Consider the following 16,097-nt stretch of genomic DNA (forward strand, 5'->3'; position numbering starts at 1 on the left):
GCCGCCATCATTACGCACTTTTCCCTTGTTGCGCGCGTATCAGCGTGACCAGTCCTTCGACTGACTGTAGCAAACTTCCGTCATTATTGAGTGTCAGGCAACCTGTCGGGGGGTAGCGGGCTGCTCTTTCCAGTCGTGCGGCGATTTCCGCCGCATTTTCCCGCCCGCGTCTTTCCAGCCGCTGGCGTAAAATCTCCGCAGATACCTGTACATGCACCGGCACCAGCACATCGCCATACTGTGCCAGCGCCTGGGGGAGATGCCCACGAGAACCATTCACCACTACATCAAACCCGGTTTGCAGCCAGAGATCGATCTCTGCGCCAATGCCGTAGTAAAAGCCGTTGGCATGCCAGCTCAGCGTAAAAAGATGCTGTTCAGCACGGGTGAAAAACTCCTTTTCGCTCAGCGCAATATGGTTCTCGCTGCCCGCGCTGGCCGGGCGCGTGATATAGCGGTGCGCCACCAATAGCTGCGGATGCTCCCGCTGGCGAAGTGCCGCCAACAGAGTATCTTTCCCGGCACCGGATGGCCCCATCAACCAGATCAGTCTGCCCATCAGAACACCCGAGTTCCCTGACGCCAGACGTGATCGATATGCACATGGTCGCCTTTGTGATGTGCCAGCACCAGATCCGCCCGTTTCCCCTCGCCAATCACGCCGCGATCGCTAAGGTTCAGCGCCTGCGCCGGGTTTTTCGTTACCAGACGGATCGCCTGCGGCAGGGTGAAATCGTTCTCTTCGTTTACCGCAATGCGAAACGCAGCATCCAGCAGGCTGGCGGGATAGTAGTCAGACGACAGCACATCCAGCAGGCCGAGCTGCGCCAGCTTGTGCGCTGCCACGTTACCAGAGTGAGAGCCACCGCGCACAATGTTCGGCGCGCCCATCAGAATGCTCATACCATGTTCACGGGAGGCTTCTGCTGCTGCGAAAGTGGTGGGGAATTCCGCAATCACGCTGCCCAACTGATGGGACTCCACCACATGCTCACGCGTGGCGTCATCATGGCTGGCCAGTGGCAGGTGGCGTTCCCGGCAGTGGGCGGCAATCGCCAGGCGGTTTGGCTGAGACCACCGTGCCGCCAGTGCCAGTTGCTCTTGTTCAAACGCATCCATCTGTTCGTTGGTGAGATGGTACTTGCCTTGGTAGTAATCGCGGTACTTCTCATAGCTGGCGTACTGGCGCTGACCCGGCGAGTGATCCATCAGGGATACCAGCGTGACGGGTTCACGGCTGACCAGTTTTTCAAATAACGGCAGCGTGGTGTGATGCGGCAATTCGCAGCGCAGGTGCAGACGATGCTCCGCGCGGTTCAGGCCGCGTTTTTGCGTCTCTTCCACGGCGTTAATCATCTTTTCCAGATTCTCCAGCCGATCGCCGCCGTCGCGCACATCGCCAATCGCGACCGCATCCAGCACGGTGGTGATACCGCTGGCAACCATCAGCGCGTCGTGGCTGCTCATTGCCGAGTGTGCCGGCCAGTCCACTTTCGGGCGTGGCGTGAAGAATTTATCCAGGTTATCGGTATGCAGTTCGATAAGGCCCGGCAGCAACCAGCCGCCGTCACCATCGTGCGCGCCGGGCTGGCTGCTCTGGGTTTCGGCGAACGTGCGGATCATGCCGTCGCGGATCTCCAGTGATCCGCTAACCACTTCATTTTCAAGGATCAGTTTGACATTGTTGATGATCATGCGTGAATTCCCATCGGATACAGACGGTCGGCAACGTGTTCACGTACTGCGCCATCGTGAAAGATGCCGACAATCGCCGCACCGCGCGCTTTTGCCTGCGCAATCAGTTCAACGACGGCGGCGCTGTTTTTCTCATCCAGCGAAGCGGTAGGTTCATCGAGCAGCAAAATCGGGTAGTCGACAATAAAGCCGCGGGCGATATTGACACGCTGCTGCTCACCGCCGGAAAAGGTGGCAGGCGCGAGATGCCATAAGCGTTCAGGTACATTGAGTCGCGCCAGCAACTGACCCGCTTTCTGGGTGCAGACATCGCGCGGCACGCCCTGTTCCAGCAGGGGTTGCATCACCACATCCAGCGCACTGACGCGCGGTATCACACGTAAAAACTGGCTCACCCAGCCGATAGTGTGACGGCGGACTTCCAGCACTTTACGCGCCGGGGCATGCACCAAATCCACCCATTCATCGCCGTGCTTCACATGGATATGACCGGCGTCCGGCAAGTAGTTGGCATACAGGGAACGCAGCAACGTGGATTTCCCACTGCCGGAGTGCCCGTGCAGCACCACGCATTCTCCTGCATCCACACTCAGCGAGGTTTCGCGCAGTACGGGCAGACGCACGCCGTTTTGGTGGTGCAGGACAAAGGTTTTACTGACATTTTCCACACGTAAGACAGGCATTGGACACTCCTTAATTTTGTAATACCGAGGAGACCAGTAATTGGGTGTACGGATGATGCGGATCGTCGAGAACACGGTCAGTTAACCCACTTTCCACCACCTGACCCTGTTTCATGACCAGCAGGCGGTTCGCCAGCAGGCGCGTAACGCCTAAATCATGGGTGACCATCACCACAGCCAGGTTCATTTCCACCACCAGACTGCGCAGCAGATCCAGCAACCGGGCCTGGACTGATACGTCCAGCCCGCCGGTGGGTTCATCCATAAACACCAGCTTTGGCTGTGTGACGAGGTTGCGGGCAATTTGCAGACGCTGCTGCATACCGCCCGAAAAAGTAGTGGGAAGATCATCAATACGTGATGGCGGGATCTCTACATCGCTTAGCCACTGCTCCGCCGTGGCGCGGATGGCCCCATAATGGCGTGCACCGGTAGCCATCAGGCGTTCGCCAATATTGCCGCCCGCAGACACCTGGCGACGCAGGCCGTCCAGCGGATGCTGATGCACCACGCCCCATTCGGTGCGTAGCAGTCGGCGGCGCTCGGCTTCACTCATGGCGTACAGATTGCGGTTCTGGTAGAGAATGTCGCCCTGTTGCGGCGGCAAGCGGGCCGAAATCGCGTTCAGTAATGTGGTCTTACCGGAACCGGACTCTCCGACAATGCCCAGTACCTCACCAGGCCAGAGATCGAACGACACATCGGTAAAACCTTTTCCCGGCGCATACAGATGCGAGAGGTGATTCACCGAAAGCAGCGGTTGGGTCATTTACGTAAAGCCTCGCTCTGTTGGCGGCAGTAATCGGTGTCAGAGCAGACGAACATCCGCTTACCGGTATCATCCAGCACCACTTCATCCAGGTAGCTGTGGGTCGAACCGCAGATGGCACAAGGGTGATCCCATTTTTGCGGTGCGAAGGGGTAATCCTCAAAATCGAGACTGACCACCTGCGTATAAGGCGGCACGGCGTAAATCCGTTTTTCTCGCCCGGCGCCAAACAGTTGCAGGGCAGGCATCATGTGCATTTTCGGGTTATCAAAAGCCGGAATAGGCGAAGGATCCATGATGTAGCGGTCATTGACTTTCACCGGCCAGGCATAGCGGGTGGTGAAGTTGCCGAAGCGGGCGATATCTTCATACAGCTTCACCTGCATTACACCGTACTCTTCCAGCGCATGCATGGTGCGGGTCTCGGTTTCGCGCGGCTCAATAAAGCGCAATGGTTCCGGAATCGGTACCTGGTAAATCAGAATGTGATCGGCGGTCAGCGGCGTTTCAGGAATGCGATGGCGGGTCTGTATCAGCGTGGCGTCTGCGGTGCGCTCGGTGGTTTCCACCCCCGTTACCCGACTGAAGAACTGGCGAATCGATACGGCGTTTGTGGTGTCGTCCGCTCCCTGATCGATCACTTTCAGCACATCGTCTTCGCCAATCACGCTGGCGGTAAGCTGAATGCCACCGGTTCCCCAGCCATAGGGCATGGGCATTTCGCGGCCGCCAAACGGCACCTGGTAACCGGGGATGGCTACCGCTTTGAGCAGCGCCCGGCGGATCATGCGTTTGGTTTGCTCATCAAGAAAGGCAAAGTTATAGCCGGTCAGCGCGTTAGCCACGGTGCTTCTCCTGTTGTAGCTGTCTGAGCAGGTCCAGTTCAGCCTGGAAATCGACGTAATGGGGGAGCTTGAGGTGTGAGACGAAGCCCGCCGCTTCGACATTATCCGCATGCGCCAGCACGAACTCTTCGTCTTGCGCCGGGCTACGCACCGGTTCACCGTAGTCGGCGGCTTGCAATGCGCGATCTACCAACGCCATTGCCATGGCTTTGCGCTCGCTCATGCCAAACACCAGCCCATAGCCACGGGTAAAATGCGGCGCCTCGTTCTCCGGGGCGACAAATCCGTTGACCATTTCGCATTCGGTCACCAGCAGTTCGCCAATATTCACGGCGAAGCCCAGCTCTTCCGGTACAATTTCCACCTCGACATAGCCACTGCGGATCTCGCCAGCGAAAGGGTGATTGCGCCCGTAACCACGTTGGGTGGAGTAGGCCAGCGCCAGTAAATATCCTTCGTCGCCGCGCGCCAATTGCTGCAAACGTGACGCCCGCGAACAAGGGAAAACCGGTGGCTGGCGGGTAATGTCATCCGGTGCTGTGCCGCTGTCCTGCTCGGCTTTTGCCAGTCCTTCATTGACCAGCAGGCTGAAAACATGCGGTGTGGCTTCCTGCGGGCGGGGCTCTGCGGTGCGCAACGGGGGAATGTCGCCTTCGGCAAGCAGGGCGAAGTCCAGTAACCGGTGGGTGTAATCATAAGTAGGGCCAAGCAACTGCCCGCCGGGAATATCTTTGTAGATTGCTGAAATACGGCGTTCTAAACGCATGTTTGCGCTGTCGATGGGTTCGCTAACGGCCAGACGCGGGAGCGTCGTGCGGTAAGCGCGCAGCAGAAAGATGGCTTCGACGTTATCGCCACTTGCCTGTTTCAGCGCCAGTGCCGCCAGCTCGCGATCGGCGATGCCCCCTTCGGTCATCACCCTGTCCACCGCGAGGTGGAGCTGTTCGGCAACTTGCCCGACACTCAGTTCCGGCAGTTCATTGTCGCCACGACGTTTGTGTTCCTGCAGAGCGTGGGCGGCGGCAATCGCCTTTTCGCCCCCCTTGACAGCAACGTACATCAGCACACCTCCACAAGTGTGGTTCTGGGGATAGCCAGCGCGCGGTCACCGCAGGTCAGGATCACATCGATGCCTGTCGGGAACGAGTGCGGACGGTCGGTAAACTCATCGGTAATACACTCCGGCAGTTGTGGCGCAATCATGCGCTCTTCCAGAATGCCAGGCCCGGTGAGGCGCAGCATGCGTCCGCCGCTCAAACCCGGCAGTTGCAAGATCAGCGTGGCGCTGGTTTCCGGGCTGCTGGCAGTACCGCCAGGCAGTGCGCTGAGCTGCAAGGCGCTTAGGGTGTGGTCCGCCACTGCGAACAGCGACTGTTGCGGTTGATCCACCAACGGTGCATTGGTATGAAAACGCAGATTCTGGCGGACCAGATCGTTGCTGAGCGTACCGGAGAGCCAGATTGGGGTGTCGTTGTCTACCAGCGTCAACAGTACGCTGGTAGAAGCTGCGTTGAGCGGCGGCCAGCCGTGTTTCAGTTGCGGCAGCGAGACAATGACGCCCGGCTCGCTCATGGCTTTTAGCAAACGGCGAAAACAGTGTTGGGCATCGTGAACCGCTGAGGCGAATGCGGGTTGTAAGGTCATGCGTTATCTCCGCGAACCAGAGTAAAGAAGTCGACCCGGCTGGCGTTGACTTCGGCCTGGCGCGCGTCAATACGCGCAGCGTGGTCTGCTTCCAGCGGGGCAATAAGGGTTTCCATCAGGGTCTGATAGTGGGTGGGATCCTGTAACAGTGCATCGCACACGGCGCAGCGCTCGGCATGGCCTTTATCGCGGCCCAATACCCAGCTAAAACCGAGTTGCCCGCCAGCAAGTTGAACCACTGCGCGAGTCAGAGTCGCATCGCCGGGAAAAAACCGGTCGCCGGTCGCGCCCATGCGCGCCTGAATTTGCACCAGCCCGGTTTGCGGTGCCCGTATTTGTTCATATTCCGGTGCCAGTCCAAGCGTGCGCATCCTCGCCCGCAGTATCTCCGGGGTGGAGCGGGCCAGCGTTGCCATCCAACGCTGACGGGTGGGGGTATCGAAATGCATTCAGTGCTCCATGGTGAATTCAATCATGTCGGCGCGTGTCAGGCTGACGGAGTACTCCGTTGCGTTGATTTCGCCTTCACGGTGGTTAAGGGTGCGCACGCAGAGCAGCGGCGCCATATTGGGGATCTCCAGCCAACGGCTCTCTTTGGCCTGCGCGCGACGGGCGCTGATGCGTGTCTGGGTACGTTTCAGGTGGATACCGGATTGTTCGCGCAAAAAATCGTGCAGCGAACCGCTATTAAACTGTTGCAGCACCGGCCACAACGTCATGTCGCTGAAGTAGTGATCAATTAAACAGAGTGCTATGCCATTGACGCGTCGGCGGGTGCGCAAATGAATCACGTTATCGCCTTCCTGTACGCCTAACGCATCCGCCACGGTGCCGGATGCCGGGCGCAACACTGCCAGCAGGCGCTCGCTGGTAGGATGGCTGCCTTGCTCCAACAAGTTCTGGCTAAAGCGGGCCTGCGCATTGAGGGGATAATCGAACGGGCGCATCAGCACCAGTACGCCAACGCCCTGACGGCGCTGTACCCAACCTTTTTCTACCAATTGATCGATGGCGCGGCGTAGGGTGTGGCGATTCACCTCAAAGCGTGCCGCCAGTTGCTGTTCTGCAGGGAGCCAGTCGCCGCAACGATAGTTATTGCGCAGTTCCTGCTCCAGTCTGGCGGCAATTTCCTGATAACGTGTAGGATAACTGGTCGGATGTCTGGATAAGTGCATGGTCATCAACGCCCCGTAGGCCAGATAAGGTGTGGCCTTATGCTGCAGCGTTAATGTTTCATTTACGTTATACGCGGATTGCGAAGGGATGAATGCTGGGAGGGGTTGGGAAATTATCTGGCGGGAAGCTAACTTCCCGCCGATACATTAGTTCTTTTTAACAAATTCAGATTTCAGCTTCATCGGGCCGAAGCCGTCGATCTTACAATCAATATTATGATCGCCTTCCACCAGACGAATATTTTTCACTTTCGTGCCGATCTTCAGCATTGAAGAACTTCCTTTTACTTTCAAATCTTTAATTACAGTTACGCTGTCGCCGTCGGCTAACAGGTTGCCATTTGCATCCTTGACGATTAATTCGTCGGCGTCGTGGCTGGATTCGGCGGTGTTCCACTCATGTGCGCATTCCGGGCAAATGAACATGCCGTTATCTTCGTAAGTGTATTCGGAATCACATTGTGGACAGTGCGGGAGTTGCATAGGGGATTTCCTCAAAAGTACATACACGGCCAGCATTTAGCTGACACAAAAGGCGCATTGCCTGAAAAGTCCGCAATTATACAGCAAAACCGCACATTTGCCGTTGTTATTGTTTTTTTTCATAAAGGATAAAAAAGTGATAGCGGTGACATAACCTGTCATTAGCTTAAGCGATGCTTATCGCAGAAACGTTGTGAGGATTATCTCATGCTTAATATTCGGAATATTTACGGGTGGAAATTGCCAGCATTTACTAATTCAGATATGGTGGCAGGGAGTACCTGATGTAATTAGCTACAAACTGTCATACCTGCTGCCTCCAGCGCCACTGGGGGATAATTACCTCTCAATTTGGGTGGGTAAATACATGACGATATATCCTGGCTGTTTCCAAAAATGCGCTACGCTGAAATTCTCTGGTTTTTTATGACCGGAGGGGTGTTGCTGTCATTTTTTGAGATAAAAATATCATTTCCTGATTCCCATCAGGTATTTATCTTTTCGAAGATATTTTCCACACGTAATTATAAAAGCCGAAACTTAACAAATAACTGCGCGGCTAAATAAAAGTAAGAAATTTGCGTTAAGGAAAGACTTTTAACATGCACACACAGACAATTTTTGAATTAAGCCAGGAGGCAGAGAGGCTGTTACAACTCTCTTTGCATAATCTCCAGGCGTTGAAAAAAATGCCGACGGCGACGTTTGATGAGACGAGCCTTCCTGGCACAGCAGAAAATGCCAACGTACTGCCTTTACATTTCAGTTCGCGCGGCGTTGAGGCACAACAGGCCACGCTGCACAATGAATTACGGAAAATCACCCGTCTGGAAATGGTGCTGGCGATCGTTGGCACCATGAAAGCCGGCAAATCGACCACCATCAATGCGATTGTGGGTACTGAGGTGTTGCCAAATCGCAACCGTCCCATGACGGCATTGCCGACACTGATTCGCCACACGCCGGGTCAGAAAGAGCCGGTGCTGCATTTTTCTCATGTGGGGCCGATCGATGCGTTGTCGCAACAGTTGCAGACACGACTGTTTAAGTACGATCGCGAAAAGCTGGCGCAAAAGCTGGAAATCGATAAAGACATGGCCGGTCTGCTGGATCGTATTGCCCAGGGGAATGCGTTTGACAAACACTACCTTGGCGCACAGCCGATATTTCACTGTTTGAAAAGTCTCAACGACTTAGTGCGGCTCTCGAAAGCGCTGGATGTGGATTTTCCTTTTTCCGCGTATGCCTCCATTGAGCATATTCCGGTGATTGAAGTCGAATTCGTGCATCTGGCCGGTCTCGATAAGCAACTCGGTCAACTGACGCTGCTGGATACCCCGGGGCCAAACGAAGCCGGGCAGCCCCACCTGCAAAAAATGTTGAGTGAGCAGTTAGCCCGTGCCTCCGCCGTACTGGCGGTGATGGACTATACACAGCTTAAATCGATTTCTGATGAAGAAGTGCGTCGCGCGATTTCCGCGGTTGGCCGCTCGGTTCCGCTCTATGCGCTGGTGAATAAATTCGACCAGAAAGATCGCAATAGCGACGATGAAGAGCAGGTTCGGGCGCTGATTTCCGGCACGCTGATGAAGGGGCAAATTAATCCGACGCAGATTTTCCCGGTCTCTTCTATGTGGGGATATCTGGCTAACCGGGCGCGCCACGAGCTTAAAAGCCAGGGACGCTTGCCACATCCGCAGGATCAGCGCTGGGTACAGGACTTTGCCGAAGCCGCTTTGGGGCGGCGCTGGCGCACAGCCGATTTAGACGATATCGAACATATTCATCATGCCGCCAACCTGTTGTGGGAAGACTCGCTTTTCGAGCAGCCGATCCGCAAGTTGTTGCACGCGGCCCATGCCAACGCATCGCTGTTCGCGCTGCGCTCGGCTTCGCATAAGTTATTGAATTACACACAGAGCGCCCGCGAGTATCTCGATTTTCGCTACCAGGGATTAACGGTGGCGTATGAGGAGCTGGAGCATAATATTACGCGTCTGGAAGAGGATATGGCGCTGTTGCGTACCAGCCAGGAGCGCGTTAGCGACGAAATTGCGCATGAAGTGGAAGAGGCGCTGGCTGCGGCGGAGACCTTTCTTCATGGTCAGCAGTTTGAAATCGTCGAGGCGATTGATGCCTGGTTCCACGAGGGAAAACTGGTGCGCATAGCGCGTGACAGCAAGGCGGATCTGCGTCTGAACGCGGGATTAACCCCGGACCAGCTTATTCTGGAAGATGAAGGTCAGGCGCAGATTGTGATCAGTAAAATCCGCTCAGGCTGTGAGACGATTTTACTGGCGGCGCAGGAGCGCATCAGCCGCGGGTTGGCTCTGCGTTTTGATGAACTGGAGCACACGCTGACTCGCTCCCTGAACGATACGATGCGTCCCATTGAAACCCGTATAAAAGAAGAGCTTAACCATGCGGGGTTTCGTGCGCGCATCAGTTTCCCGGCTTTCCAGCCCAGTACACTGAACTTTAACACCCGTTCGCTGTTTACCAACGTGATTTCGCCGGAAGATGTTCCCGCCGGGCAAGCAGCGCGGGCGAGCAGTGTGCGGGAAACGGTATCGCGCTGGCTGAATAACCCCAGTTGGGGCTGGGATGATTATGTGGTCACGCGTACCCGCTATGTCATCGATGTTGGCTCGTTACATCAGAAATTGATCAACCATATCGCGCATTTTTGTGAACAAATCCGTAAAGCTTTAGCCGCACAGGTCGATGTTTCTGTTACGGCAGGGATGGCAACATTTTTCGCCGAGTTCTCGTTAAGTCTCGCGGGACTACAGGAAAGTTTGCGTGACAGCCTGGCGATACGGCAGCAAAACGAATCGTCAGTATTGGCGTTGCGGCAGCATTTGCAGCACTGCATTCGGACGGCAAATTGGATCCACGAGGACGCTCGTCTGTTACGCGATGACATACAAACCCTATTCGCGGCAGATCAACCATGAAAAATCGACTTCTGGAAGGACCCGGACGCGTACTGGAAAGTATCCATCCGAAATTTATCGTGGACTTGGTGCAAGGCGTTGATGCGTCTCGTCAGTCAACAATCGTGCCCCAACAGCAGTTGTTCCGTGAGAGGCTGACGCAAGAGATCATGGCGCAAACGCAGCTGCGCCCGTGGGCTATGTCCGGTGTGTTAAACGACAATGATACGCTCCGCCTTGGGCTGGCTGAAAAACTGGCCAGTATGCTCGATCCTGGTCATCTGGCATTAACCCGCATTACTCAGCACCTGACGACTATGCAGCAAACCAGCCGCCCTGCCAGTAGTGCGACGCCCGGTTTACAACAACAGTACGATGAACTGATTGAGCATTTTAGCCAGCGTGCCGCGTGGAAAGAGAAAGCGCTGACGCAGCGTGGGTTAGCAGTGCAGGCGGGAAACCATAGTGAGCAGGTGTTTACCCACTGGCGTGCCGGGAGCTATAACGGCTGGTCGATGGCCGGGCGCTGTTATGTGGCGCTGGAAGAGTTGCGCTGGGGAGCGTTTGGCGATGCCTGCCGGCTGGCGAATGAAGATGTGGCGAATATGCTGAAAGACAATTTGCGTGTGATGGCGGCGGATTTTCTGGCTCAGGGCATTAATGCCGCACCGACCACCCGCCATTTTTATCATCAATGGCTGGCGACGCCGTCAACACCCGGGTTGATGGATTATAAAGATCTGCTGGGTTGGCTCGGCGACTGGTGCGATGCAGAACGTCATCCGGTTTGCTGGTCGGTGACGCAGAGCTGGCAAACAGTGGCGTTAGGGATGCCGCGACTCTGTTCCGCCACACGGATTGCGACAGCGATGGTGGAAGAGATTTTTGCTTAACCGTTGGTGTGCCCTGCAATTATCTGGCCGGACGGGTCGTTAATTGCAGGACATAGCGAACAACAAAAAGCCCCTGATGGGGCTTTTTTTGTGGGCGGTTAATGCCCGGTGGACTCGACGGCAGTTTCCGTTTTGTCTGTAGCGAGTGGAATAGTACCGAAACGCTTTGCATACAGTGCCGTGATGATCGGCACCAGAATCGCTGTCACAATCACACTGGCAGCAACCAGCGCCGTTGCGGAAGCGGCGACAGGCTGAAATGCCGGGTTAATCTGCGCGATAATCACCGGGTTAGCCACCGCTGCGCCAGCGGCGGAAGAGGCTGCCACACCGGCGGTACCGTTGCCGCCGCCGATCACGCGATCGGCAATGATCAGCGGAATACCGGTGATGATAATGACCGCCACACCAAGGAAGATACCCAGCAGACCGGTATCCAGAATCACGCTCAGATTGATGGTATTCCCCAGCGCGAAGCCGAAGAACGGGATCAGCACCGGCGTCGCCTTGCTGAAGAATGCGCGCAGGTCGTGATCGAGGTTACCGAGCGTAAAACCGATCAGGAACGGCAATACAGCGCCGACAAAGTGGTGTGGTTCAAAGGAGGCCAGACCTGCGGAGCCGAGGATCACCATGGTCATCAGCGGACCGGATTCCAGTGACATCAGCACAAATGCCCCGGACTCTTCTTTGCTACCGTACTGGTTCATCAGACTGGCGTACAGGCCGCCGTTGGTCATATCCATGGCGGAGACGATGGCCAGCACCGAGAGACCGGCGAAGAAACCGGTCTGGATCCCGGTGTCCGGAATAAAGGACGCAGCGATCATAGCAACGACCCATGCGACGGCGATTTTGGTCATCACCAGCGTACCGGATTTACGCAATACTGTGCCGGTGGCGCGTAAATCAATGGATGCACCAATACAGAAGAACCATACCGCCAGAATCGGTACTGTGCCGGTAATCATGCCTTTGGTGAAGGAACCGAAATACGCACCGGTATCCGGCGCAAGTGTGTTCAGAATAGCCCCTAATAGCAGCGGGACCAGCATCATCCCCCCAGGGATACGTTCAATTGTGGCCTTGATTTTCATAATGAGCCCTCATTTCTCGTCATCAGCATGAACGAGGAAAGATAAAAGTTAATATTCAATACTTTCAGAAAGTTAAATGATTATGTTATCGGTTTATTCGCGGCCATTTCCTGCCATCATTCGGGCTATGTGCCTTTGCCTGGCGCAGAACTGACGCTAACGCCGCTGTTTCTGCGCGTATCATCTGATCTTTGGAATATTGATTCAATAAGAATAAAACAGTGTTTTAGTTATCTTCATCACATATTTTGTGTAAAGATTTTCTGATGTTTTATCAAATTAAATTGCTGTAAATGAGTTGTGAAAAACCAGACGTAAATAAAGGAAGCAGAGTAATAATCACGGTCGAAATGAGGTGTGTTAAAAGTGGGGATGATGATCACCGAGGAGAATGTGTGAATTTGATCACATTTTAAAACCCTGCTAGGGTAAAAAGGTCATTAACTGCCCAACAGGCGTCAACAGGTTCGGTTGTACAGGCTGCCCATGCCAGTGTAAGTAAACCTGCTACGCTTGAATAAGAAAGCTGAAAACGCTGTAAAAACGTCTGGCAATAAAAGGAAAGTCGGGCGGTTCGGGCGAAAGTCTAAAGAGGAAAAGATGCATGTTAAAAAGGAAAAAAATTAAACCGATTACCCTGCGTGATGTGACCATCATTGATGATGGCAAACTGCGTAAAGCGATTACCGCCGCCTCGCTGGGTAACGCCATGGAGTGGTTTGATTTCGGCGTTTACGGCTTTGTGGCCTACGCCCTTGGTAAAGTCTTCTTCCCGGATGCCAACCCCAGCGTGCAAATGATTGCCGCGCTTGGGACTTTTTCCGTCCCCTTTCTGATTCGGCCGCTTGGCGGTCTGTTTTTCGGCATGCTCGGCGATAAATACGGGCGGCAGAAAATCCTCGCCATCACTATTGTGATTATGTCGGTCAGTACGTTCTGTATCGGCTTGATTCCCTCTTACGCCACGATTGGCATCTGGGCACCGATATTGCTGTTGCTGTGTAAGATGGCGCAGGGCTTCTCGGTGGGCGGGGAATATACCGGGGCGTCCATTTTCGTTGCGGAGTACTCTCCGGACCGTAAACGCGGGTTTATGGGCAGTTGGCTGGACTTTGGCTCCATTGCCGGTTTTGTGCTGGGCGCGGGCGTTGTGGTGCTGCTCTCGACCATTGTAGGCGAAGATAACTTTCTGGAATGGGGCTGGCGTATTCCGTTCTTTTTAGCGCTGCCGCTGGGTATTATCGGTTTGTATCTGCGCCATGCGCTGGAAGAAACACCGGCATTCCAGCAGCATGTTGATAAGCTGGAGCAGGGCGATCGCCAGGGGTTGCAGGAAGGACCGAAGATCTCTTTCAAAGAGATTGCCACCAAACACTGGCGCAGCCTGCTGACCTGTATTGGCCTGGTGATTTCCACCAACGTCACCTATTACATGTTGCTGACGTACATGCCGAGCTACTTGTCGCACAACCTGCACTACTCCGAAGATCACGGCGTACTGATCATCATCGCCATTATGATCGGTATGCTGTTTGTGCAGCCCGTGATGGGGCTGTTGAGCGACCGTTTTGGTCGCCGTCCGTTTGTTTTGCTGGGGAGCGTTGCACTGTTTGCGCTGGCCATTCCGGCCTTCATTATGATTAACAGCAACATTATCGGCTTGATTTTCGCGGGCTTGCTGATGCTGGCGGTGATCCTGAACTGCTTTACCGGGGTGATGGCTTCAACGTTGCCCGCGATGTTCCCCACGCATATCCGCTATAGCGCACTGGCCAGCGCCTTTAATATTTCGGTGCTGATTGCGGGTCTGACGCCAACGCTGGCTGCCTGGCTGGTGGAAAGCTCTGACAATTTGCTGATGCCAGCTTACTACCTGATGGTGATCGCGGTGATTGGTCTTATTACCGGCCTGACCATGAAAGAGACGGCGAACCGCCCGCTGAAAGGCGCAACGCCAGCCGCGTCGGATATTCAGGAAGCAAAAGAAATCCTGCAGGAGCATCACGATAATATTGAGCAGAAGATCGAAGATATTGATGAAGAAATTGCGCAATTGCAGGAGAAACGCGCACGGCTGGTGCAGCAGCACCCGAAAATTAACGACTAGTCCGACGATGAGCGGATGGCGGCAACGCCATCCGTATCGTTATCAGCAGCCGGCGGCAATATAATCCCCGTTCGCACTTACCGGGATGACGGTTAAGAACAGCACCACCGCAAACAGTATTAACGCCACGCCCCCTGCCATTTTCAATAGCGGAACCACCTTGCTTAATTGACCTGCGTTGCCACCAAAAAAGGTCGCTGTGCTGTTGCGCGCATAGCGCACCGCCAGCGATAATCCCATGATGGACAGCGCAGTGCCTACCGCCATGGTCATTACCGCAGCGATACCCCATGTCACGATACCCAGAGCGTTTGAGAACAGCAAAATCATGATCGCACCGCTGCACGGGCGCGCGCCAATGGCGAGGATCACACCCAGACGTGTTTTCCAGTCGCCTTGTGTTGCCGCACCAACACCGTGATGGCCGCAACCGCACCGATCGCTATGCTGATGCAGCGGGGCCAGGCTGTGAATGTTCAGTGCGCGCGGGCGCAGATCGTTGATTGCACGCCAGGCGACATAAGCGCCAAATCCGCCAATCATCACGGCGCTGACCTTTTCCACATACCAGCGGCTTTCGCTCAGATCGCCGGCGGCGAGATTAAACCCCACCGCCAAAATAAAGACGAACAGGATGGCGCTGACCCCCTGCATCAGACTGCCCAGCACCGGTACCACACGGGCGGCCATCTCGCTCTCTTTGTTGGTGCTCAGATAAGTGGTAACGATAAATTTACCGTGACCAGGCCCGATGGCATGCAGTACGCCATAGAAAAAAGCTCCGGTCAGCAGCCATAGCCCGCCGCCGTACTGATGGTTATTCAGTTGTAGCAGGTACATCACCAGATAACGGTGCAGGGTGATTTGCGTGGCCAGGCACCATTGCAGAAACGCGCCCCAGTGAGCATGGATCGTGAAGAGCGCAAACAGCGCGACAGCCAGGGCGGCAAAAGCCGCAGGCAAGCGCCAGTCGCGGGTAAGAGGTTGCGTGGTCATAAGCTTACGGGCAATGAAAGAGTGATGCCTGAAGTATAGGCGGCGAAGGACATCGGCTCCAGCCTTCGCCGCAGGGTGCGTCAGGAAGGAAGCAGTCGTTTATGCCAGCGTCCCAGCACCAATACCGTGGTCAACGAACCCAGCAGGGCGCAGAACATATCGGATTGCGTATCCCAGGGATCGCCCTGGGTGCCGAGAAACTCATCCGCTCCCTGACCCATCGACAGTGCAGCCCACCACTCAACCAGCTCATAGGTGGCGCTGATCGCCAATGCAATGCAGCAGACAATAAAGTCGAGCATTTTTCCGCCGCGCACATAGCGCCCGCGTAGCAGAATCTCCCGCGCCGCCAGCGCCGGAACCAGCCCCTGGAAGAAGTGGCCGAGTTTGTCATACGGGTTACGGCTCAGGCCAAACAGTTGTTGCACATCAAAACCAATCGGTACTTTGGCGTAGGTGTACATCCCGCCGACCATCAGAATGATGGCATGGAAAAAAATCAGCCCATATAGCAATGCGGTTAACGGGTAGCGACGCCAGGTGGCGAGCAGCAGGGGGACGACGATCATTACGGGCACCACTTCCATCAGCCAGGTGATACGGTCTTTCGCCATCAGACCGGTATAGACCAGAATCAGTGCCAGAAGGAGTGCAGCCACGTTCAGCGTGGTGCGGTTAACGCTCTTAATCATACGTATAGCCATTTCGGAAAAAAGATAACTATCAGTCCGATAGTGTTAAAAAACAATCCTGCGGGCAAAATGACGTTACTCC

The 16,097-nt window shown here is 55.1% G+C and carries 16 protein-coding genes; 3 read left to right on the plus strand and 13 right to left on the minus strand.

All coding sequences use genetic code 11. The features are described from left to right. Positions 1-10: 10 nt before the first annotated feature. The 10 genes from phnN to GA0061071_RS03815 all read right to left on the minus strand — a co-directional run bounded on the left by phnN (position 11) and on the right by GA0061071_RS03815 (position 7,294). Positions 11-562 (minus strand): ribose 1,5-bisphosphokinase, encoded by a 552-nt coding sequence (gene phnN, locus GA0061071_RS03770; RefSeq protein ID WP_167352626.1) that lies wholly within the window; start codon positions 560-562, stop codon positions 11-13. Continuing rightward, on the minus strand, positions 559-1,695 hold the full coding sequence (phnM, locus tag GA0061071_RS03775) for an alpha-D-ribose 1-methylphosphonate 5-triphosphate diphosphatase (RefSeq protein ID WP_061498624.1): 1,137 nt from the start codon (positions 1,693-1,695) through the stop codon (positions 559-561). Before phnM ends, phnN begins: the two co-directional genes overlap by 4 nt. Continuing rightward, positions 1,692-2,378 (minus strand): phosphonate C-P lyase system protein PhnL, encoded by a 687-nt coding sequence (gene phnL, locus GA0061071_RS03780; protein WP_088237246.1) that lies wholly within the window; start codon positions 2,376-2,378, stop codon positions 1,692-1,694. Before phnL ends, phnM begins: the two co-directional genes overlap by 4 nt. A 10-nt stretch (positions 2,379-2,388) precedes the next feature. Then, positions 2,389-3,147, minus strand: a complete 759-nt coding sequence (phnK, locus tag GA0061071_RS03785) for a phosphonate C-P lyase system protein PhnK (RefSeq protein WP_088237247.1) — start codon at positions 3,145-3,147, stop codon at positions 2,389-2,391. After that, positions 3,144-3,992, minus strand: a complete 849-nt coding sequence (locus tag GA0061071_RS03790; RefSeq protein WP_061498615.1) for an alpha-D-ribose 1-methylphosphonate 5-phosphate C-P-lyase PhnJ — start codon at positions 3,990-3,992, stop codon at positions 3,144-3,146. Before GA0061071_RS03790 ends, phnK begins: the two co-directional genes overlap by 4 nt. Continuing rightward, positions 3,985-5,052, minus strand: a complete 1,068-nt coding sequence (locus GA0061071_RS03795; RefSeq protein WP_061498612.1) for a carbon-phosphorus lyase complex subunit — start codon at positions 5,050-5,052, stop codon at positions 3,985-3,987. The genes GA0061071_RS03790 and GA0061071_RS03795 overlap by 8 nt, the downstream gene beginning before the upstream one ends. Beyond that, positions 5,052-5,636, minus strand: coding sequence for a phosphonate C-P lyase system protein PhnH (phnH, locus tag GA0061071_RS03800; protein WP_061498610.1), 585 nt, complete (start codon positions 5,634-5,636; stop codon positions 5,052-5,054). Before phnH ends, GA0061071_RS03795 begins: the two co-directional genes overlap by 1 nt. Further along, positions 5,633-6,085, minus strand: a complete 453-nt coding sequence (phnG, locus tag GA0061071_RS03805) for a phosphonate C-P lyase system protein PhnG (protein WP_088237248.1) — start codon at positions 6,083-6,085, stop codon at positions 5,633-5,635. The genes phnH and phnG overlap by 4 nt, the downstream gene beginning before the upstream one ends. Further along, a complete protein-coding gene (gene phnF / locus GA0061071_RS03810; protein ID WP_061500224.1) occupies positions 6,086-6,811 on the minus strand; it encodes a phosphonate metabolism transcriptional regulator PhnF in 726 nt (241 codons plus the stop codon). 147 nt (positions 6,812-6,958) lie between these two features. Continuing rightward, complete coding sequence (locus GA0061071_RS03815) at positions 6,959-7,294, minus strand: zinc ribbon domain-containing protein YjdM (RefSeq protein WP_061498605.1); 336 nt, start codon at positions 7,292-7,294, stop codon at positions 6,959-6,961. A 602-nt stretch (positions 7,295-7,896) separates the two neighbouring features. On the opposite strand from GA0061071_RS03815, the gene crfC reads away from it, so the two are divergent. Together crfC and GA0061071_RS03825 are read left to right on the plus strand one after the other, a co-directional pair. Beyond that, on the plus strand, positions 7,897-10,251 hold the full coding sequence (crfC, locus tag GA0061071_RS03820; protein WP_088237249.1) for a clamp-binding protein CrfC: 2,355 nt from the start codon (positions 7,897-7,899) through the stop codon (positions 10,249-10,251). After that, positions 10,248-11,123 carry a diguanylate cyclase regulator RdcB family protein gene (locus GA0061071_RS03825; protein WP_061498597.1) on the plus strand — a complete coding sequence of 292 codons (876 nt, stop codon included), beginning with the start codon at positions 10,248-10,250 and terminating at the stop codon, positions 11,121-11,123. Before crfC ends, GA0061071_RS03825 begins: the two co-directional genes overlap by 4 nt. A 98-nt stretch (positions 11,124-11,221) precedes the next feature. Here GA0061071_RS03825 and kdgT read toward each other — a convergent pair whose 3' ends face one another. Continuing rightward, on the minus strand, positions 11,222-12,220 hold the full coding sequence (gene kdgT / locus GA0061071_RS03830; RefSeq protein WP_088237250.1) for a 2-keto-3-deoxygluconate transporter: 999 nt from the start codon (positions 12,218-12,220) through the stop codon (positions 11,222-11,224). 604 nt (positions 12,221-12,824) lie between these two features. Here kdgT and proP point away from each other — a divergent pair. After that, on the plus strand, positions 12,825-14,327 hold the full coding sequence (gene proP, locus GA0061071_RS03835) for a glycine betaine/L-proline transporter ProP (protein ID WP_061498590.1): 1,503 nt from the start codon (positions 12,825-12,827) through the stop codon (positions 14,325-14,327). A 42-nt stretch (positions 14,328-14,369) separates the two neighbouring features. Here proP and GA0061071_RS03840 read toward each other — a convergent pair whose 3' ends face one another. Both GA0061071_RS03840 and GA0061071_RS03845 read right to left on the minus strand, forming a co-directional pair. Further along, the gene (locus GA0061071_RS03840; RefSeq protein WP_061498588.1) at positions 14,370-15,323 is read right to left on the minus strand and encodes a nickel/cobalt transporter; all 954 of its coding nucleotides are present in this window, start codon (positions 15,321-15,323) and stop codon (positions 14,370-14,372) included. 80 nt (positions 15,324-15,403) lie between these two features. After that, a complete protein-coding gene (locus GA0061071_RS03845; RefSeq protein ID WP_061498586.1) occupies positions 15,404-16,015 on the minus strand; it encodes a DUF2238 domain-containing protein in 612 nt (203 codons plus the stop codon). Between the last annotated feature and the right edge of the window lie 82 nt (positions 16,016-16,097).

The organism is Kosakonia oryzendophytica (genome assembly GCF_900094925.1).
In the GTDB taxonomy this organism is placed as follows: domain Bacteria; phylum Pseudomonadota; class Gammaproteobacteria; order Enterobacterales; family Enterobacteriaceae; genus Kosakonia; species Kosakonia oryzendophytica.